The following is a 16,036-nucleotide window of genomic DNA, read 5'->3' as shown; positions in this document are numbered from 1 at the left end:
TGCATTGTTCTGCTTCGGAAATTCGGAGGCTCCGATAGGGACACCATTAACCCTTGGAATATCAAGGGAAAATGGTGGGCGCGACAGGGATTGAACCTGTGACCCCACCCGTGTGAAGGGGGAAGCCAATCCCATACAGGCAATTGATTCAAATGACATATTCGTCAATCCTCTTCTGCGGATGTACTCAAATTGTACGATTCAGCGCTAGTGGAAAGCGTCAATCCGGTCAGTTTTTCGGCGTCTCTAAGGCCTCGATAGAAGGCGTCATGCACCTTATCTGTGACCCCCTCGGCATGGGTGTAGGTGCGCTTCATGAGGGCCGTGTCTGACCAACCCCCGAACTCACCGGCGGCCTTCTCATCGATAGCCTGCCGGACGTTCATTTCCTGCCCGAAGCCGTGACGACCAGCCGCGTGGAACGGGATATAGGGGATACCCGCTTCCTCGCACGCCTTGTTCCATCCCTTGCGCGGGCTGGACCGGTCAGCAAAGCCAAACAGGCGCTGGTTCTCCTCGATCCGTTTCGCGCCGCGCGGGTAGAATTTAGTCAGCGCCTTCAGTTCCTCCACCAGCTCGGCCGGGATTGGAAGCCACCGGTCATCATGTCCCTTGGCTGCCGGGATACAGATCATCCCTTCATCCAGCTTGCAATGGTGCTTCGGGTGCATGGCAATCGCCTGGCTGATCCGGGCGCCGGTCACGAACATCGTGAGTGCCAAGGCAGCGTGCCGCTGTGGCGCGTGCTGGCGAAACTTGAGCAGCCATTCCCAGCTACCCGGCTCCTTGCGGACGCGGCTTGGCTTTCCCCGCGCCTTATCCTGGGCAAGCCGCTCCTTCTTCGAGAAGCCTTTGACGCGGAACGCTTCACCCTTGTCGCTGTCGCGGAAATTGTTGATGACTGCGCGCACGGGCGTGATGACGTGCCGCGTCCATGTGTCAGTGGAGGCTTCCGGATACAGCTTTCGGGCCAGAGCGCGCACGTCGCGCGGCGCGATCGATGACAGCATCTTGCTTCCCCACTCCTCCACGATCGGTATCAAATAGACGGCTGTCTTCGGGTTGGCACTGTAGAGCATGACCGCCTCGGCAAACGTCAGGGTCTTGTTCTCACCCAACAGGTGTTGGCTTATGCGGCGCTCTTCTTCGTCGCGGCACCATGCCCAAGCGCCCGCTGCTTCAGATGCACCAGTGCTGCATCGGTAGTATTCTGTGATCGGCTTGCCGAGATATTCGATCCGGCCCTTTGCCCACCACGTCGCGCCCCTTCTGTAGGGTTCGAGCGGCATCTTTTGTCTCCGAGGATTTCGTCCATCTGCGCCGGGGTGATCAGCATCACCCTGCCCAGCTTGTGATATGCGTTCAGTCTGTGCGCCTTGTCGCGCAGGGTCCGTTCCGAGATTGAAAGGCCGCGGCCAGCGAGGATCTGCACCCACTCCGCCGGCGGGCGGCCTCGGTCGAGTATGGTCGATCCGGTCTTATCGCCACTCATAAACTCCCCTCCCCCGCCCCCGGCACGGTATCGATGGGTTCAAGCTGGCCTCCCTTGCCCGCCTGGTCGGCGAGGGCTTCGTCTATTGCGTCCAGCGCCTCTTTCGATGGCCCGAGCCAGTCTGCATCAGCGTATTCGCACGCGGTCACATAGTCCGCTTCAACAATAGGCCGCGCCAGTTCCAGCGCCTCCCGCAACTTCCCGCCATCGGGCAACGGCATGGCGCGTCGGCTGCGCACTTCAAGATAGGCACCCGCTGTTGCCGGTATACCTAACTCTTCACACAGCCGCGTGAATGCCTCGCCGACATGATCCCCCGCATGGCTTCCGATGGAGGCGCGCGCATCAATCGCCGCCGCGAACTGCTTTGTCCAATCGTCCGCCTCATAGTCGCCGGACATCATCCATTCCTGCACGAACTCGACGGTCGATTGGCTTCCGATGGTGGCGTCAGTCGTCAAGGATTGCTTGACAGGTGGGAGGGGCATGTTGCGGATAGCGTTGGCGATGCAACGACGTGTCCAGCCACATGGGCTTTCCAGAGGGTGTTGCTGGACCGCGTGGCCATCAACTGGCGTCCACGACAGGGCGATCTTTGCCGCCGCCTCACGGACGTCAGCCGGGGTGTTGTTGCTGGTCATGCCTTGCCTCCCTGATGGAGCCGTTCGCGGTCGCCGTGCTCCCAGCCATCGGCCCAATCGTCGTAGAAAATGGTGCCGGGCTGGCGGTTGTTGCTTTCGCGCGGCTTCCCGGCCTTTGCAGCCTTGTTGCCAGCGGTCCATGCCTGCTGTCTGCGATACTCGCTCACGCCTTGCCTCCATCCGTCTGGGGTGCGGAAAACTCTTTCCAATGGGTAGGTTGCCAATCCCAGCATGTGAGCGAAGTGGAGGCGGCTTCGCTATCGAACCAATCACCGTCCTCACCCCAAAACCCGGCACGGACGTGCGGCTCGTCGTATAATGCGCCGAACAAAAGGCACCACGTTCCATCCATCGGCGCGCTATCTATCGACTTCCACCCCTCCTCCTCCTGCTCGCTGACTGGCTGGGCGGAGAGCGCGGAGAGTTCGTGGCGCAACACCCGAAGTTCAGTGATGCTTGCCTTCAACGGCGCGAACAGATGGTCCGGCAGGCAATGGGCGAACCGCTTTTCGGCATCGGCTATCTTACCTTCCATATCAGGAATGATGCGGGACAGGTCGCGGTGAGCGTCAGTCTCATACCAAGGCTTTGCGCCCACCGCCTCCCCATCGGCTTCACGCTCTGCCGGGAGGGGTGCAATACCAGCATCGACCGCAGCATGGAAGTCGGCGACCGACAGGGAGATGTCGTGCATCGCCCGCGCATGGTCCGCAAAGGAGGTGCGGGCTTCCGGCTTGTCGGCGGGCTGGGCGAGGCGGGAGAGGACAGCGATGGCTTGCAGCAAGGGATGATCCGCGCGCCAGACGTGGGCATCCGTGGCGAGATCCCAGCCACCCTGACGCATGAGGTTGCGGATTGCGTTGGCCAGCTCGCGGTTTGCCCAGGTCGGCTCCAGCGCCTCCATCAGCGCCCTGTTTTCGGTGGTCATGGGGTTGGTTCCTTCATTGCCCAGCCCGTCCCCGCCATTGCCGCATTATATTCAGCGGCTGTCGGTTCGGGTCGCGGGTCGCGATAGTGGGGCTTGTGAGCGCGGCACAGATGACCGGGCTGCAAAATCTTCGGCTGGGCGTTTGGCAACTTCTCGCGACAGGCCGGGCATGGCACACCGAACGCTTTCCGTTCAGCCTGGCGCAAATCCTTCAGGTCGCGGAAGGCGTCGATCATGTCACTCATAAACCGCCCCATCGCTCTTGCCATGCTTCCACACAGACGTTGACGTGCCAGATGGTTGCCTCTTGCGGCGGTCGCTCAGCACAATTGGCGGATTGCGATCACCAGCTGCGTGGACTGCCCGCCAACGATGTTCGCCGGGGCGAATTGCTCGCGCGGGGGTGGAGGGGTGGCGGTTCATGCGAGCCTCACCTTGCTGTTGCGTTGGAATTGACCGAAGCTTAGGCTGTCATTGACATCGCTGATGTCGAGCCATTTCGAATAGCGCGCCTTTGCCCGCGATATGGCGACGACCTCCATCTGGTAGCCAGCATACGACACGACCCAGCGCCGATGCTTGTCGCCTACGGCTTTGAGGTGCGCCGCCAAAGCTGCCCGCCCTTCCGCAGTGACCGAGAAATATTCCCCTTCCCTCGTCTTGCCATCGCTCTGCCAATGTGGGGAGGATGCCATCTCACGACGTAGGTCGGTTTCGCCAATCACGTAGAAATAATTGCGGTGCGTCTCAGCGCGAGGATCGACCGGGCGTCCAAGCGCATGGTCGATGTGATCCATCGCCTTGTCTTCGAGATAGCGGTTGACCTGCGTCATCTCTCAAAATCTCCCGCAGTGACGATTTCCCATTTCGTCACCGCTATGCTGCCCATGTCCGCTTGGGGGTTTAAGCGGGGAGAGGCGGTTGATCTGATCAGCAGAGGCCGTAGCGCTCCGTGAAGGGGCGCCAGACGCCTTCGTAGAAGCCCTCGCCGTCCACATCTGTGGCGGGGTCATAATCCTCCCCGAAAGCTTCCAGCAGGAGCGCGCGGAAGGCCGTGTCATCGTCCGCCGCGTCATCAAATTCGGCATCCATGCCGCGCACTTCGGAACGGTCGGCGGCTATGTCGAGGATTTCGAGCGCCGTCTCACCATCCTTGCGGCGCTCGGCGATTGTCTCTGCGATTGCGACCATTGCGCGGCCAACAGCATGGTTTCCCATCACACCACCTCCGACTGCTTGGCCGGTTCTGCGAAATAGACGCCGACGATGTTGTGCTGGCAGAACTCGGCAAGGCAGGTGTCGCCAGCCCAGACGCGGACGTAGGGAATATTCGCGTGCAGGCCGGACTTCTGGCAGGCATCGATGCGGGTCACGCCGTTGCGGCCGACAATGTACCTGCCTTCACCACCGGGAATGGTGTCAATGTCGATCGCCCGGATTGGCTGCTGGATAGGATGCTCTTCCATCACGACGCCACCCCGCCCCGCTCAGCCGCAGCCCGCGCCTTGGCCTTCGGGCCGCCGGGGATCAGGTTGCCGTTGGAGCGGGCGCGCGCGGACTTGAGGGTGGAGAGTTCGGCCAACAGCCGCGCATTCTCCCGCTGCAACCGCCCGATGGTCTGGTCCCGGTCGGTGATTACCACCCCGCGCGCCTCGAACAGGTCGCGATAGTGCTTGATGGCCGCCTCATGCTTCTTCTTCGTCACGAACATGGTGGTTCTCCTCGGTTAAGCCGCCAGTTCCTCATGGCGGGCGAGTGTCATCAGCCGACCGATGACGCTGTTGTGTGGGCGGTTCACGGCGCGCGCGATTTCGACGATGCCGGCACCGGCCTCGCGCATTTCCAGCAGGGTCGCGTCCTCATGCGCGGTGAAGGGTCGCCCGCGTCCGAAGTGCGCCCGGCGATCGACCTGCGCGCCCGGCGGGAAGGCACCGACCCGGAGGCATTGCCAGTAGAGCGCCTTCGGGCTGATCTTCACGCCTTCGGCCGCGAATCGTTGCGACAGTTGGCCGATGGTCAGGCCGCGCTCGCGCATCTGGGCCATGCGTTCGATCTGCGCGGGGGTGAGGATGCGGGCGGGCATTTAGGCCTTTGCCCCCAGCTCGTTCTTCCGGATGCCCGCGTGAACGTGCAACTCGTCGCCATCCTCTTCCGACAGGTCGGCGCAAAGGGCGTCCAGCTTCGCGTCCACGTCGATGACCGTGGCGCAGCGGTCGATTTCCGCCATGGCCTGGTCGAGCGTCAGGCGCTCGCCGCGTTGCTCGTCGGCGGGGCCTTCGCACTCGCTCTCTTGCCCCGCTTCGATCTGCTGTTCCAGCGCCTCCAGCCGCCCAACTGGCTGCTGATCCGCTTCAATCTGATGTGGAGCCGGTTCTGCCGCCATCGCGATTGCCGCCGAACGCGTCAGCATGGTTTCATCGCGTTCGAACTCGGCTTCGATGTCAGTCGAACTCGGCAGGCGCTTGGCGAACCGACGCATGACCGTCTTTCGCGCCATTTCGCCCCACCAGTCGACCCACGGCCCCTTATCCGACGCACGCGACACCTTGCGCACGGCCTCGATCTGATGGACGTTCATGATCTCAGGCGGAACCACCTCTCCGGTCTTGAGCGTAGCGATGGCATACGCGCCGACCGGTGCGCCGCGATCCGCGAACCAATCCGGCTCGAATACAGGGACGGCATCAAGGCCGGGCCGATAGGTGAATTTGTCATGCTCGTGGACGACATGGACATCGACGCTGGCAATCTCGCCCGATTGCCTGATCTTCTTCAGGACACCCGCGATCATCGGCATCCACTGGACCTTCTTGTCCCAGCCGCCCGACTGTCGGTTCTTCTGATTGAAGATCACCAACGCGCCTTCGCGACCATCCGGAAGCAAACCGTCCTGCGCTGCCTTGACCACCGCGCCGAACAGCGACCTGCGGTCAGCGTTCAACAGTTCGGGGTTGGCCTGGATCGCGGTCATGGTGACGCGCTGGAATTTCTCGACATTGATGTGCGAGGGGAGCGCCATTTTGAGCTGATCCCCCATTTGGGTCAGGCTTTGGCGAAGTGCGACAACCGGGTCGGCCCGGCGCTCTTGAAGCTGGGTAGCCATTATGCTGCTTTCTCCGTTATGCTGAACCGCCTGTAGGATTTGCGGCCCTTGATGGTTTCGCCGACATTCTCGGCAGTGATGATGCGATCGGGTGTTGCCTTCACGGTCGGGCATTTGACGGTCATGCCGTCCAGCAGCGCGACACCGGCATCGCCCAGCTTGTCCATGATCTCGGCCTGTGCTGCGTCGGCCTGCGCCCTGCCCTGCTTCTCCAGCGCCTTGCCGGTCAGCCAGCGGGCGGCGGCATCGACGGCGAGATTGTCAGTGCGCAGGTCGATCACCTCGCCCGTCGCCTCCGGATAGAGCGCGCTGATCGTAGGCAGGTCGCGGCTATAATCCGCCGCTGGAGCGTCGCCTGCCGCAATCGATCGCCAAAAGGCAGCGACACGCGCCTCGATGTCAGCCCAGATGACCGGGCGGAATTGATACTGGAACCGGCGCAACTCGTTGCCCCCGACCAGCACAATCACATCGCCCCAATCGCAGCCTGCCAGGCCCATGTACGTCATGACCTGAAGCAGGTAGTTCAGCGGCGGCTCATCGCCCCAGCCCTTCGCGACCAGCCAGTCCGCGGTCTTCACTTCCAGCACACCGCGCCCGCGCTGCGGACACATGACGATCTGGTCGGGGTGGCCGCCAAGCCCAGCATCGTTGGTCAGGCGCTTGGGCGTTTCGATCCGCTGATAGCCGAAGCGCTCGCACGCGCCGTCGATGATGACCGGCTCAAGGCGCACGCCCCATTCGGCCCGCTCGTTTCCGCTGAAGTCCGGGGTGGCGACGTTGCCCGCTTTCCGGTGCCACAGTTCGAACTCGGTCAGCCAAGGATGCTGGCCGAACAGCGCCGCCACTTCGGACGCGCCAACAACGGACGCGCGGAATGCGTCGTCGCCATCGCCAGCAAGGATGGAGGTTTGCGCGTTCACAACGCCCCCACCAGTCCCAGCCCCACAACCACGCCCATGAAGAAGGCGCAGGCGCACAGGCTCAGCTTTTCGCGAAGGGTGTAGCGGATGCAGATGCCCGGCTCCGGTGCGCGTTCGTCCTCGAAAGGAACGGGGAGAATAGAGGGGATCATCAGAGTAGCGCCTTCCACAGCATGTCGGGGTCTACGTCGGCGTCAGCCAGAGCGGCGCGAGCGTGGGCGGTTGCGGAGTTCTTGACCTTCTCCAGGCGAAGCCGCTGCTCGAATCCTATCCGGTGTTCCCGGAGCGCGGCTTCGGCCTGCTCCAGCATCTGGAGGGCAAGCATCAGATTGACGGCTTTTGCGGCATTGCAGGCGCTGACCGCCGCACCCGCGCGCTCGACTGTCCGGGTCACGCTCATGCGGCCCTCCTCGTCTTGCCATGGTGGTAGAAGCGCGGCTCGATGGCCTTCATCGCCACCACCACGCTCAGCGCATCGCGAAGCCCGCAGGTCAGCGCGTGTTCGATCACGTCGGGATGCGCGTCACGGACTGCGCTGCAATCCGCGGTTGGGCTAACCGTCGCCATCTTCGCTATGAGGCGGTCGAATGCGGTTTCTTCGGTAGAGATGACTTCGTGGCGCACCGGCCATTTCCTCCATCGGCGTTTGCCTGCCGGGCTGCGGGAGAGCGCCGGCTGATGGAGATGTGTATAAGGTGTGTTATGTCACACCGTCAATAGGGAAGTGTGTTTTGCCACACATTTATTTTTGCGCGCACGAAAAGCCCCGCCGCGAGCTGGTCGGGCGGGGCTTCGGCGCTAGCGCTGTTATCGGATCAGGCGGCTAGACGGAATTGCCCCTCGTCCAGCGATCGGAAGGATACCCTCTCACCTGCCATCGCGAGCAGATTCATGGCATCAGCCGGCCAATGATCTTGGTCATCATCATATACCAGGATCGGGCGGGCATGAATTTCCGGCGCCTGCTTGGCGTCGAGGCTTTTCACGATCGCGGCGTTCACCGATGACAGGTCAGGACTGACCGCATCCAAGACAATGATTTCGTTCTCGGTCTGAAGTCCAAAGTCGAACTTCTGTAACCGCGCCTTGCCATCAACCTTGAAATCAGCGCGGCCCGCCGGGTAGCGCGTTAGCATCGAGTTCTTGAGCCGCACGTCGAGCGGTAGGCCGGTCTTCACTTTCGCGTGCGCAAGCATGAACGTTGCTGCGCGCAGCGACGCGTCGGCCACCAACGCAACTCCGACGCCGACCTGTGCCGGGTCAATGTCGTGCCTGAAAATTTCACCAGTCGGCATCAGCTGGAAATCAGTTTCAGCCAACATGCGTTTCACACCACCGCTCGACTTCAATTCCCCACCGTGGCGGGCAAGCTCATCGAAGGCAGCACCGTTGTCGTGAATGGAAAGCCTGCCATCTCGCAACTGGATGTGAACTCGTATCACCGCGCCAGACGGCATCATCGTATCGGTGCGGACGCTATGACCATCATGAACTGGCTTGAAGCCACGGGCGTCGCAAAGCGCCTGCCTGATCTCCTGCCAATCCATTAGAAAAATCCTCCTTGGTCCGGCCAACGCACCGGGAGCCAACCCGGAGATTCTATGCCAACACGGTCTAAAAACCAAGTAAATGCGGCGTCCCTTCCCTCGATTTCCGCTGGCAGTGGGACGCAATACGGCAGGCTGGCGGCAACTCTTGCCGGTAGGTGCCTGTTCATTGACCAATCATGAAAATGTGCGCCCTCTATAGCTTCTCCGGTGACGCGATTGTTATGCTCGACATCCAGTCCTATGCACAATCTCGCTATGCAGGGCGGGGCGATCAGCACGGCGACAAGGTAGTTCGGATCAGATGACTTGAGGGTCATTTCCAACTCGATCTTGGAGACGGCCCCATTCGCTTCGATAGGGATCCTGGCTTTCTGCTCACCGACGCGCGACGCATGATCGCGCCAAGTCGGCGCAGCTGGCAGGCGCTTCGACCGGTCGGAAAAGAACGCCTCAATCTCTTCTACCGTCAAAACGGCACCCCCACTTATCCACAGCTAGAATAGGAAATCCGTCAGGTGTAATCGTCCGCCGTCAACACGCGATCGATCCGCAGAACGTCAGCCATATCGATGCGGAATATTCGCGCCGGATTGTATTGCTCCAGCTCGACAAATTGGGCGGATCGCTTGACCAGGCGCTTCACCAGAACGCAGACGGCCCGATCGCCATCATCGCTCTCGTCTTTCGGCCGGAGATAGACCACCACGTCATCATCCACCCGCAGGCGGGCGTCGCGCTGGGCGAAGAGAAACGCGCCGTCGCGATGCGCCGGATACATGCTCGCGCCCTGCACATAGAGGCCATAGACCTTCTCGACGCCGTGACTGATTGGAGGGCGCTTGCGATACTCGATTATGTCTCCGGTATTCAGCATGGTCTGTTCTATGCGTTCACCCTCTATCACCATTTCCGCGCCCAGCGCGGTCCCGAAGACGGGTAAGTCATCGCGCACGCGCTCCAGAGACGCGCCCTCGAATTGAACGGTCTTGGCATTAGTCTGGGGGATAAAGGGGCGGCCGGAGGTTGTGGCTGTTCCAGCCAGAATATCCTCCACTGACACACCGTAATGTTGAGCAATGGCCGACAGCTTAGGACCGCCTACGCTCTTCGTCTTTTCCAGAAATATGTCTCGGATGCCGGTTTCGCTAAGGCCCAGCTTGGCCGCCAGCGGCTTCGGCTTGTCGCCCTGCTCTTCCATCAGCCGGCGGACGGAATCGCGCACCGCTTCAATAGGGAATGATTGTTTACTCACGTGTGATGTATCACACGAAAGTCGATAATCTTTATAGCGTGGTTTCGACACACCTTGACGGTGTGTTTCGACACACTTATAGTCCGCATTCATGGACACGCTGCTCTCAGACATCGAAGCCTTCCTGAAAGCTCAAGCGCTTGGCGCCGCAACGTTCGGCGACCTTGTGATGAAGGATAGGCACCTCGTTCGCCAGTTGAGGAACGGGCGCCGCCTCTGGCCGGAGACGGAGCGCAAAATCCGCCACTTCATGGCCACCTACCGCCCCGCCAAGACAGCGGAGAAGGCAGCATGACCCGCGAAGACCACGACGCCGCCACACTGGCGCTGATCGCCCGCTATGTCGGTCACATCCTCCCCTGCCAGCGCGACATGGCCGCGATGCTGGGAAGCAATGGCTCCCGCGTCAATCACAGCATTGCCCGCCTGCAACAGCAGGGCAAGATCAGGGTCGAGGGGCTGGGCAACTGTCGCATGATCGACGTGATCGGCGTCGGCTGCACGCTCCCGCGCTACACCAGCCGCGAGGTCGCCACCTATCAGCCGCGCGAAGTCGAGCCGGTGCGCCTGGAGAGCTATTCCTGTCCGAGGTGCGGGGCGAGGAATTGCCAGCGCCACACCGCGTCCTTCGTCAGCAGCGGTCGTCCTGGGGGATGGCAGCGGTATGCGGGGGTGCGGTGAATGATCCTCATCCCCATTTCCGAAATCGTCCAGCACCAGGCCGCCGAGTTTCTGGAAGACCTTGCAGACGCCCTCGCCGGCATCGATCGCTGCGCCGCCTGTCAGCAGGCCATTTGCGATCACAGCGACCTTGAGTTTGCCGGGCTTGTGCCCAGCGACACCCTTCATCCCGGAGCCGTCCGGTCGCACGGCGGCGAGCTGAGCAAATCGGCCGCCGCCAACTGTTTTGGTCCCGTACATGAGGATGCTTCTGCATGATGCACCGCAACAATTCAGGTGACGATTGCGAGATCGTCAGCCCCGATAGGGTCCGTGTGACCATCCAGGGTATCCTTCGCGCTGCACAAGCGCAGGGCTGGACGGATGAGAGCTTGGCGTCGGCTTCGGGCGTGAAGGCGTCCACGATCAAGGGCTACCGGGTCGAAGGAAAAGAACCGTCGCTGTCGAAGGCGCTGTCGCTGGCTGTCGTGATCGGATCGAGCGCGATCAATCCGTTGCTGGCGCTCATCGGGTACGCCGCGCGGCCGCTGGAGGAGGCGGACGAAGCCTGCCCCATGCAGATGACGGCTGCGGCAATGGCGCACCTGTCCACGATCGCCAGCGCGGCCGCTGATGGGCGGATCGACCATACCGAAGCGCCCAAGGTGCGTGAGGCGGCGGATCAGTTGATCGCCACCATCCTGCCGGTGAGCAGCCATGGGGATGCGGCGTGAATCGGCCTTACGCAGACTTCCTCGCCAGCAAGGCAATCAGCGATCCATGCACTGGCATGACCGCAGTGCCGGCCCTGCCCGACTGCCTGTTCCCGCATCAGCGCGATATCGTCGCATGGGCGCTCCGCCGTGGGCGCGCGGCGATGTTTGCTGGGACTGGCCTGGGCAAAAGCCTGATGGAACTGGCGTGGGCGCAGGCAGTGTCGCGCTTCACCGGCAAGCCGGTGCTGCACCTAGCCCCGCTGGCGGTGTCCGCGCAGATGGTTCGCGAGGCTGAGAAGTTCGGCATCCCAGCTCACATGGGCGATGGCGAGGGCATCTGCATCACCAACTATCAGCGACTGGATCACTTCGACCTTTCCCGCTTCGGCGCAATCATCCTTGATGAAAGCAGCATCCTCAAATCGACGGACGGGCATTACCGCAACCGACTTATCGATGCCTCGCAGGCGATCCCTTTCCGACTTGCTGCAACTGCTACCCCGGCGCCGAACGATTTCATGGAATTGGGCAATCATGCCGAGTTCTTGGGCGTCATGTCCTATACCGACATGCTCGCAACCTTCTTTGTGCATGACGGCGGTTCGACGCAGAACTGGCGCCTGAAGGGGCACGCTGAAAACGAGTTCTGGCGCTGGATGGCATCGTGGGCGGTTATGCTCCGCAAGCCGAGCGATCTTGGCTATGACAATGCAGGATACGACCTTCCTCCCCTGCATTACCATCAGCATATTGTCGGTGTAGAATATGCGCCGTCGATTGAAACCGGTATGCTGTTCCCCGTGCAAGCCGCAACGCTGGCCGAACGCATTGCCGCGCGCCGTGACACGGTAGTCGAGCGCGTCGCCATGGCCGTCGAAGTCACGCCTTCTGATCGTCCTTTTGTCTGGTGGTGCAACCTCAATGCCGAAAGCGAGGCTATCGCCAAGGCGATCCCTGATGCGGTCGAAGTTCGCGGCTCGGACGATCATGATACCAAGGAGCGCAAGCTAATCGATTTCAGCGAGGGACGCATCCGCGTCCTTGTCACCAAGCCGTCGATCTGCGGATTCGGCATGAACTGGCAGCATTGCGCCGATACTGGATTCGTCGGCCTGAACGATAGCTTCGAACAGTTATATCAGGCAATCCGCCGCTTCTGGCGCTTCGGTCAGTCCAAGCCGGTCAACTGCCATATCATCGCCGCCGAAACCGAAGGCGCAACCGTCGCAAATATCCGCCGAAAGGAAATGGATGCCGACCGGATGGCCGCTGCGATGGTCATGCACATGGCCGACCTGTCGAGCAGCGCGATCAAGGGCAGCGTCCGCGACAAGCCGAATTACGACCCGCGCCAGCCGGTCATTCTCCCCGCATTTTTGGAGCACGCCGCATGACGATCAACGCCGTCGATCAGGTCATCACCAATGACTATGCCATTTACCAGGGCGATAGCTGTGAAGTCATCCGCGCAATACCGGGCGATAGCATCGGATTCGGCATCCATTCGCCGCCGTTCGAAGGCCTGTATAAATTCAGCAACTTCGACCGTGATATCAGCAATAACGATGGCCCGTCCTTCTGGGAGCATTACGCCTTCCTGATTTCGGAACTGCTGCGCGTCACCAAGCCAGGCCGACTTCACAGCGTGCATGTGATGCAGTTGCCCATGTCGAAAATCCGCCATGGTAATATCGGAATGCGTGACTTCCGGGGCGAGGTTATCCGCGCCTATGAGGACGCCGGCTGGATCTTCCATAGCGAGGTCTGCATCTGGAAAGACCCTGTCGTCGCCCAGCAGCGCACCAAATCGATCCGGCTCCTGCACAAGCAAATCGTGAAGGACAGCACGATCAGCGGCCAAGGATTGGCCGACTATATCGTGACGTTTCGCAAGCCTGGCGAAAATGCCGAACCGGTCGCCGGATGCTTCGACAGCTACATCGGCACGGATGAGCCTGACCGTTCGAAGTTCACGACGCCGACCGATGGCCGTAACTGGTATTCGATCGAGGTATGGCAGCGTTACGCCTCGCCGGTATGGATGGACATCAACCAGTCGCGTACCCTCCAGTATCGCGGCGGGCGGGATGAAAAAGATGAGCAGCATATCTCGCCGCTGCAACTCGACGTCATCGAACGCTGTATCGATCTGTGGAGCAATCCCGGCGATACCGTCCTGACTCCGTTCCTTGGTATCGGAAGCGAAGTCTATTGCGCTGCACGCATGGGCCGCAAGGGTATCGGCATCGAATTGAAGCCATCCTATTTCGCGCAAGCTGTCCGCAATCTGGAAGCCATGGATCGTGATGCACCCGGATTGTTCGCGGAGGCCGCGGCATGACCGCTCCCCTCACCCAACAACAAGCCCTCGCCATCGCCGCCCGCAAGGCGCGGCGCGATAGCGACCACTGGATGCGCCAGAGCCATGGCCATGCCGAGCGCGCCGCAGTCGCTGAGGAGAAGCGGGAGGTGGGGAAGTGATGGAACTCACCCTGCGCCGCCACATGGCTGAAACGCCAGCGTTTTTCGACTTCCGGCGCGAGCAGTGGCGCCGGGCGCAGAGGCAAGGCCTTTACCGCCGCGATGCGCAGGGACGCTTCACCTCATCCTGAAAAATTCGCCGGGGTGGATGGGCCGCGCCCCGAGGAAAGCGAGACACGGCCCGAACTACGCCGATGGAGAATATAGATGGAAACGATTGACGAAGAAACTGGGGAAATAATCGAGCATCGGGCGGCCGATGGAGGGCAGCGTTATCCTGCCGCCTCAACGCTGTCCGACCTCATCCTCATGTTGAAGGATGGCCAGTTCAATGCGGATAGCTGCGAGCCTCTGCGCGAATTCGCCACCAAGCTGGAAGCCGTTGGAATCGACACTGGCAAGAAGGCAAAGGGCAAGATCACGCTGACCATCGAGGTCGATTATGACCACGACCGCGAATTTTCCGTCCTGACGCCCAGCCTCGCTTTCAAACTTCCGGTCGAGAAGCATGGGGCAACGGTGGCTTGGTTCACCAGCGATGGCCGCATGAGTCCGAACAAGCCGAACCAAGGAAACCTGTTCGGCACCATTCGCGAAATCAACACCGAAGCCCGCGTTGTCCGCGGCTGATTGAGGATACCACCATGACCGACACCAAGACTGTTGCAGACCGCACCGGCGAATTGATGGAAACCGCCTTCAACCTCGCGGAAAATCACCTCCAGGCGAAGGCCATTGAACTGGCAGATCCTCGCGACGGCACAAAGGCTCATTTTGCCGTGTCACACGAGGGCTTGGTTCCGGTCGCGCCTGGCGCGTGGGATGCATTTCGGCCGTCCCCTCTCCATCGCTCCGGGACAGCGGCGCTGACCCAGCTTCAATCGTTCATCGATCTGGTGAACCGGTTCAAATTCCCACACTCGGCAATCTTCGCCAGCGATGATTCCGCCAAGCCGTCACTGACCGCGATCTTCGACTATCACCCCGACAACGGCGAGGTGGGCGGCGAGCTATCCGCTAATGCGGTTCAGGCTCGGCGTCATAAGGCAAGCTATGCGTTTCCTCTCTCCAAGGAATGGCAAGCCTGGATCGGCAAGAACGCGAAGCCGATGGGTATGGGTGATTTTGCCCGGTTCATCGAAGACAACATCGTGGACGTGTCCGCCGATCAGGTGGAATCCTTCGCCAAGGCGTCGCAGGATTTTGTGAGTGCGAATCGCGGCACCCTCGCCAGCCCTTCAAAGCTGGTCGAAATTTCGCGCGGCCTTCAGGTCTATGAGCGGGCCGTCATCAAGGAGGCCAAGAACCTTTCCACCGGCGAAGCGCAGTTCACTTTCGACAGTGAGCATACGGACGGCGACGGCAAGCCGCTGACCCTGCCAACCATGTTTTCGATCACCATCCCGGTATTCGCGCGTTCGACCGACGTGTTCCGCCTGATCGCCCGGTTCCGCTACCGCAAGACCAGCGACGGACTGCTGTTCTGGTATGAGTTGTGGCGGCCTGACCTGACGTTCGAGACGGCCTTCAACGAGGCGATAGAAGAGGTCGGCAGCAAGACCGGCCTGCCGATCTTTGTCGGCGCGCCTGAGTAAGCGCTGGCTTCACCGGACCCCGGAGCAATCCGGGGCGAGGATGAAACCAGTGAGTGTCCGATGAAATTCGACCTGCCCTTTCCTGCTTCGTCTCTGTCCGGCCATACCGATGGCAAAGGGCATTGGCAGAAGATTGCCGACACGAAGAAGCATCGGGAGTGGGCGCGTCGTGCCGCGCTTGCCGTGCGTGCTGCGATGCCCGCCACCGGCGATATCACCGTGCGCGTCCGGTTCGTCCCTGCCGATCGGCGCGGCGACCGGGTGAATTACCCGAACCGCATGAAGCCCTATTTCGACGGGATCGCTGACGCGCTGGGCGTGAATGATAGCCGGTTCGTGCCGGCCTATGAGTTCGCTGCGCCTGAGAAGCCGGGGCGGGTTGAGGTGGAGGTGATAGCGCTGTGAGTATGGCCGCCCTTATGCGCCGCATGGCTGATGCTGGCGCGCCGATAGAGGCCATCATTGTGGCCGTCGAAGCGCTTGAGGCTGAACATGACCGCGTTGCGGCGGCGAAGGAAAAGGTTGCTCAACGCAAGCGCGATCAGCGCGCCCGTGAGCGTGACATGGCTGTGACAGTCACAGGACAGTCACAGGACATGGCTGTGACACCACCCCTTTCCTCCCCCTCCCCTTCCTTTCCCCCAGACCCCCAAACTAACCCCACCCCCCCCCCTCCCCCTGGGGAGATAACACCC

At 61.3% G+C, this 16,036-nt stretch carries 29 protein-coding genes; 11 read left to right on the top strand and 18 right to left on the bottom strand.

Annotated elements, in window-relative coordinates:
- Positions 1 to 164: 164 nt before the first annotated feature.
- From A7Q26_RS19325 to A7Q26_RS19255, 18 genes are all read right to left on the bottom strand, one after another.
- A complete protein-coding gene (locus A7Q26_RS19325) occupies positions 165 to 1,289 on the bottom strand; it encodes a tyrosine-type recombinase/integrase (protein WP_066863104.1) in 1,125 nt (374 codons plus the stop codon).
- Positions 1,290 to 1,488: 199 nt separating this feature from the next.
- Positions 1,489 to 2,133, bottom strand: coding sequence for a hypothetical protein (locus A7Q26_RS19320; protein WP_066863101.1), 645 nt, complete (start codon positions 2,131 to 2,133; stop codon positions 1,489 to 1,491).
- Positions 2,130 to 2,300, bottom strand: a complete 171-nt coding sequence (locus A7Q26_RS25390) for a hypothetical protein (protein ID WP_157102633.1) — start codon at positions 2,298 to 2,300, stop codon at positions 2,130 to 2,132. Before A7Q26_RS25390 ends, A7Q26_RS19320 begins: the two co-directional genes overlap by 4 nt.
- Positions 2,297 to 3,061, bottom strand: a complete 765-nt coding sequence (locus A7Q26_RS19315) for a hypothetical protein (RefSeq protein WP_066863098.1) — start codon at positions 3,059 to 3,061, stop codon at positions 2,297 to 2,299. Before A7Q26_RS19315 ends, A7Q26_RS25390 begins: the two co-directional genes overlap by 4 nt.
- The gene (locus tag A7Q26_RS19310; protein WP_157102632.1) at positions 3,058 to 3,297 is read right to left on the bottom strand and encodes a hypothetical protein; all 240 of its coding nucleotides are present in this window, start codon (positions 3,295 to 3,297) and stop codon (positions 3,058 to 3,060) included. Before A7Q26_RS19310 ends, A7Q26_RS19315 begins: the two co-directional genes overlap by 4 nt.
- 183 nt (positions 3,298 to 3,480) lie before the next feature.
- Positions 3,481 to 3,894, bottom strand: a complete 414-nt coding sequence (locus A7Q26_RS19305; protein WP_066863094.1) for a hypothetical protein — start codon at positions 3,892 to 3,894, stop codon at positions 3,481 to 3,483.
- Between the two features lie 97 nt (positions 3,895 to 3,991).
- Positions 3,992 to 4,279, bottom strand: coding sequence for a hypothetical protein (locus A7Q26_RS19300; RefSeq protein WP_157102631.1), 288 nt, complete (start codon positions 4,277 to 4,279; stop codon positions 3,992 to 3,994).
- Positions 4,279 to 4,527: a hypothetical protein gene (locus tag A7Q26_RS19295; RefSeq protein ID WP_066863088.1), complete on the bottom strand. Its 249-nt coding sequence runs from the start codon at positions 4,525 to 4,527 to the stop codon at positions 4,279 to 4,281. The genes A7Q26_RS19300 and A7Q26_RS19295 overlap by 1 nt, the downstream gene beginning before the upstream one ends.
- Positions 4,527 to 4,772, bottom strand: coding sequence for a hypothetical protein (locus tag A7Q26_RS19290; protein WP_066863082.1), 246 nt, complete (start codon positions 4,770 to 4,772; stop codon positions 4,527 to 4,529). Before A7Q26_RS19290 ends, A7Q26_RS19295 begins: the two co-directional genes overlap by 1 nt.
- A gap of 15 nt (positions 4,773 to 4,787) precedes the next feature.
- Positions 4,788 to 5,144 (bottom strand): hypothetical protein, encoded by a 357-nt coding sequence (locus A7Q26_RS19285; RefSeq protein ID WP_066863079.1) that lies wholly within the window; start codon positions 5,142 to 5,144, stop codon positions 4,788 to 4,790.
- The gene (locus A7Q26_RS19280) at positions 5,145 to 6,164 is read right to left on the bottom strand and encodes a recombinase RecT (RefSeq protein WP_066863076.1); all 1,020 of its coding nucleotides are present in this window, start codon (positions 6,162 to 6,164) and stop codon (positions 5,145 to 5,147) included. It lies immediately after the preceding gene.
- A complete protein-coding gene (locus A7Q26_RS19275) occupies positions 6,164 to 7,087 on the bottom strand; it encodes a YqaJ viral recombinase family nuclease (protein WP_066863074.1) in 924 nt (307 codons plus the stop codon). The genes A7Q26_RS19280 and A7Q26_RS19275 overlap by 1 nt, the downstream gene beginning before the upstream one ends.
- A complete protein-coding gene (locus tag A7Q26_RS25385) occupies positions 7,084 to 7,239 on the bottom strand; it encodes a hypothetical protein (RefSeq protein ID WP_157102630.1) in 156 nt (51 codons plus the stop codon). The genes A7Q26_RS19275 and A7Q26_RS25385 overlap by 4 nt, the downstream gene beginning before the upstream one ends.
- On the bottom strand, positions 7,239 to 7,487 hold the full coding sequence (locus tag A7Q26_RS19270) for a hypothetical protein (RefSeq protein WP_066863072.1): 249 nt from the start codon (positions 7,485 to 7,487) through the stop codon (positions 7,239 to 7,241). The genes A7Q26_RS25385 and A7Q26_RS19270 overlap by 1 nt, the downstream gene beginning before the upstream one ends.
- Positions 7,484 to 7,711: a hypothetical protein gene (locus A7Q26_RS19265; protein WP_066863068.1), complete on the bottom strand. Its 228-nt coding sequence runs from the start codon at positions 7,709 to 7,711 to the stop codon at positions 7,484 to 7,486. Before A7Q26_RS19265 ends, A7Q26_RS19270 begins: the two co-directional genes overlap by 4 nt.
- A 191-nt stretch (positions 7,712 to 7,902) precedes the next feature.
- Positions 7,903 to 8,634, bottom strand: a complete 732-nt coding sequence (locus A7Q26_RS19260; protein WP_066863065.1) for a hypothetical protein — start codon at positions 8,632 to 8,634, stop codon at positions 7,903 to 7,905.
- On the bottom strand, positions 8,634 to 9,107 hold the full coding sequence (locus tag A7Q26_RS25380) for a hypothetical protein (protein ID WP_157102629.1): 474 nt from the start codon (positions 9,105 to 9,107) through the stop codon (positions 8,634 to 8,636). The genes A7Q26_RS19260 and A7Q26_RS25380 overlap by 1 nt, the downstream gene beginning before the upstream one ends.
- A 41-nt stretch (positions 9,108 to 9,148) precedes the next feature.
- Positions 9,149 to 9,982, bottom strand: a complete 834-nt coding sequence (locus A7Q26_RS19255) for a helix-turn-helix transcriptional regulator (RefSeq protein WP_198162991.1) — start codon at positions 9,980 to 9,982, stop codon at positions 9,149 to 9,151.
- Here A7Q26_RS19255 and A7Q26_RS19250 point away from each other — a divergent pair.
- The 11 genes from A7Q26_RS19250 (at position 9,981) to A7Q26_RS19210 (ending at position 15,746) form a co-directional block, all read left to right on the top strand.
- Positions 9,981 to 10,184, top strand: a complete 204-nt coding sequence (locus A7Q26_RS19250) for a hypothetical protein (protein WP_066863059.1) — start codon at positions 9,981 to 9,983, stop codon at positions 10,182 to 10,184. The two genes, A7Q26_RS19255 and A7Q26_RS19250, sit on opposite strands and share 2 nt — an antisense overlap.
- Positions 10,181 to 10,570, top strand: a complete 390-nt coding sequence (locus A7Q26_RS19245; protein ID WP_066863056.1) for a hypothetical protein — start codon at positions 10,181 to 10,183, stop codon at positions 10,568 to 10,570. Before A7Q26_RS19250 ends, A7Q26_RS19245 begins: the two co-directional genes overlap by 4 nt.
- The gene (locus A7Q26_RS19240) at positions 10,571 to 10,828 is read left to right on the top strand and encodes a hypothetical protein (RefSeq protein ID WP_066863053.1); all 258 of its coding nucleotides are present in this window, start codon (positions 10,571 to 10,573) and stop codon (positions 10,826 to 10,828) included. It abuts the gene before it with no gap.
- The gene (locus A7Q26_RS19235) at positions 10,825 to 11,283 is read left to right on the top strand and encodes a helix-turn-helix domain-containing protein (RefSeq protein WP_066863050.1); all 459 of its coding nucleotides are present in this window, start codon (positions 10,825 to 10,827) and stop codon (positions 11,281 to 11,283) included. Before A7Q26_RS19240 ends, A7Q26_RS19235 begins: the two co-directional genes overlap by 4 nt.
- A 56-nt stretch (positions 11,284 to 11,339) precedes the next feature.
- Positions 11,340 to 12,659 carry a DEAD/DEAH box helicase gene (locus tag A7Q26_RS19230; RefSeq protein ID WP_157102628.1) on the top strand — a complete coding sequence of 440 codons (1,320 nt, stop codon included), beginning with the start codon at positions 11,340 to 11,342 and terminating at the stop codon, positions 12,657 to 12,659.
- Positions 12,656 to 13,606 (top strand): DNA-methyltransferase, encoded by a 951-nt coding sequence (locus A7Q26_RS19225; protein ID WP_066863044.1) that lies wholly within the window; start codon positions 12,656 to 12,658, stop codon positions 13,604 to 13,606. Before A7Q26_RS19230 ends, A7Q26_RS19225 begins: the two co-directional genes overlap by 4 nt.
- Positions 13,603 to 13,746 carry a hypothetical protein gene (locus A7Q26_RS25375; protein ID WP_157102627.1) on the top strand — a complete coding sequence of 48 codons (144 nt, stop codon included), beginning with the start codon at positions 13,603 to 13,605 and terminating at the stop codon, positions 13,744 to 13,746. The genes A7Q26_RS19225 and A7Q26_RS25375 overlap by 4 nt, the downstream gene beginning before the upstream one ends.
- The gene (locus tag A7Q26_RS26195; protein ID WP_269747276.1) at positions 13,746 to 13,877 is read left to right on the top strand and encodes a hypothetical protein; all 132 of its coding nucleotides are present in this window, start codon (positions 13,746 to 13,748) and stop codon (positions 13,875 to 13,877) included. Before A7Q26_RS25375 ends, A7Q26_RS26195 begins: the two co-directional genes overlap by 1 nt.
- A gap of 76 nt (positions 13,878 to 13,953) precedes the next feature.
- On the top strand, positions 13,954 to 14,376 hold the full coding sequence (locus tag A7Q26_RS19220; protein ID WP_066863041.1) for a hypothetical protein: 423 nt from the start codon (positions 13,954 to 13,956) through the stop codon (positions 14,374 to 14,376).
- Positions 14,377 to 14,390: 14 nt separating this feature from the next.
- Complete coding sequence (locus tag A7Q26_RS19215) at positions 14,391 to 15,341, top strand: DUF2303 family protein (protein ID WP_066863037.1); 951 nt, start codon at positions 14,391 to 14,393, stop codon at positions 15,339 to 15,341.
- A gap of 60 nt (positions 15,342 to 15,401) precedes the next feature.
- Positions 15,402 to 15,746, top strand: coding sequence for a hypothetical protein (locus tag A7Q26_RS19210; protein ID WP_066863035.1), 345 nt, complete (start codon positions 15,402 to 15,404; stop codon positions 15,744 to 15,746).
- Positions 15,747 to 16,036: the final 290 nt, after the last annotated feature.

Origin of the sequence: Sphingobium sp. TCM1 (assembly GCF_001650725.1) — a bacterium.
GTDB lineage: Bacteria > Pseudomonadota > Alphaproteobacteria > Sphingomonadales > Sphingomonadaceae > Sphingobium.
The sequence above is the reverse complement of the archived record's forward strand: the minus strand, read 5'-3'. Positions and strand labels throughout refer to the sequence as shown.

Coding starts and splice junctions, on each gene's coding strand:
- A7Q26_RS19325 (WP_066863104.1), bottom strand. CDS start 1,289: ATGCCGCTCGAACCCTACAGAAGGGGCGCGACGTGGTGGGCAAAGGGC.
- A7Q26_RS19320 (WP_066863101.1), bottom strand. CDS start 2,133: ATGACCAGCAACAACACCCCGGCTGACGTCCGTGAGGCGGCGGCAAAG.
- A7Q26_RS19315 (WP_066863098.1), bottom strand. CDS start 3,061: ATGACCACCGAAAACAGGGCGCTGATGGAGGCGCTGGAGCCGACCTGG.
- A7Q26_RS19310 (WP_157102632.1), bottom strand. CDS start 3,297: ATGATCGACGCCTTCCGCGACCTGAAGGATTTGCGCCAGGCTGAACGG.
- A7Q26_RS19305 (WP_066863094.1), bottom strand. CDS start 3,894: ATGACGCAGGTCAACCGCTATCTCGAAGACAAGGCGATGGATCACATC.
- A7Q26_RS19300 (WP_157102631.1), bottom strand. CDS start 4,279: ATGGGAAACCATGCTGTTGGCCGCGCAATGGTCGCAATCGCAGAGACA.
- A7Q26_RS19295 (WP_066863088.1), bottom strand. CDS start 4,527: ATGGAAGAGCATCCTATCCAGCAGCCAATCCGGGCGATCGACATTGAC.
- A7Q26_RS19290 (WP_066863082.1), bottom strand. CDS start 4,772: ATGTTCGTGACGAAGAAGAAGCATGAGGCGGCCATCAAGCACTATCGC.
- A7Q26_RS19285 (WP_066863079.1), bottom strand. CDS start 5,144: ATGCCCGCCCGCATCCTCACCCCCGCGCAGATCGAACGCATGGCCCAG.
- A7Q26_RS19280 (WP_066863076.1), bottom strand. CDS start 6,164: ATGGCTACCCAGCTTCAAGAGCGCCGGGCCGACCCGGTTGTCGCACTT.
- A7Q26_RS25385 (WP_157102630.1), bottom strand. CDS start 7,239: ATGATCCCCTCTATTCTCCCCGTTCCTTTCGAGGACGAACGCGCACCG.
- A7Q26_RS19270 (WP_066863072.1), bottom strand. CDS start 7,487: ATGAGCGTGACCCGGACAGTCGAGCGCGCGGGTGCGGCGGTCAGCGCC.
- A7Q26_RS19260 (WP_066863065.1), bottom strand. CDS start 8,634: ATGGATTGGCAGGAGATCAGGCAGGCGCTTTGCGACGCCCGTGGCTTC.
- A7Q26_RS19250 (WP_066863059.1), top strand. CDS start 9,981: ATGGACACGCTGCTCTCAGACATCGAAGCCTTCCTGAAAGCTCAAGCG.
- A7Q26_RS19255 (WP_198162991.1), bottom strand. CDS start 9,982: ATGAATGCGGACTATAAGTGTGTCGAAACACACCGTCAAGGTGTGTCG.
- A7Q26_RS19245 (WP_066863056.1), top strand. CDS start 10,181: ATGACCCGCGAAGACCACGACGCCGCCACACTGGCGCTGATCGCCCGC.
- A7Q26_RS19240 (WP_066863053.1), top strand. CDS start 10,571: ATGATCCTCATCCCCATTTCCGAAATCGTCCAGCACCAGGCCGCCGAG.
- A7Q26_RS19235 (WP_066863050.1), top strand. CDS start 10,825: ATGATGCACCGCAACAATTCAGGTGACGATTGCGAGATCGTCAGCCCC.
- A7Q26_RS19230 (WP_157102628.1), top strand. CDS start 11,340: ATGACCGCAGTGCCGGCCCTGCCCGACTGCCTGTTCCCGCATCAGCGC.
- A7Q26_RS19225 (WP_066863044.1), top strand. CDS start 12,656: ATGACGATCAACGCCGTCGATCAGGTCATCACCAATGACTATGCCATT.
- A7Q26_RS25375 (WP_157102627.1), top strand. CDS start 13,603: ATGACCGCTCCCCTCACCCAACAACAAGCCCTCGCCATCGCCGCCCGC.
- A7Q26_RS26195 (WP_269747276.1), top strand. CDS start 13,746: ATGGAACTCACCCTGCGCCGCCACATGGCTGAAACGCCAGCGTTTTTC.
- A7Q26_RS19220 (WP_066863041.1), top strand. CDS start 13,954: ATGGAAACGATTGACGAAGAAACTGGGGAAATAATCGAGCATCGGGCG.
- A7Q26_RS19215 (WP_066863037.1), top strand. CDS start 14,391: ATGACCGACACCAAGACTGTTGCAGACCGCACCGGCGAATTGATGGAA.
- A7Q26_RS19210 (WP_066863035.1), top strand. CDS start 15,402: ATGAAATTCGACCTGCCCTTTCCTGCTTCGTCTCTGTCCGGCCATACC.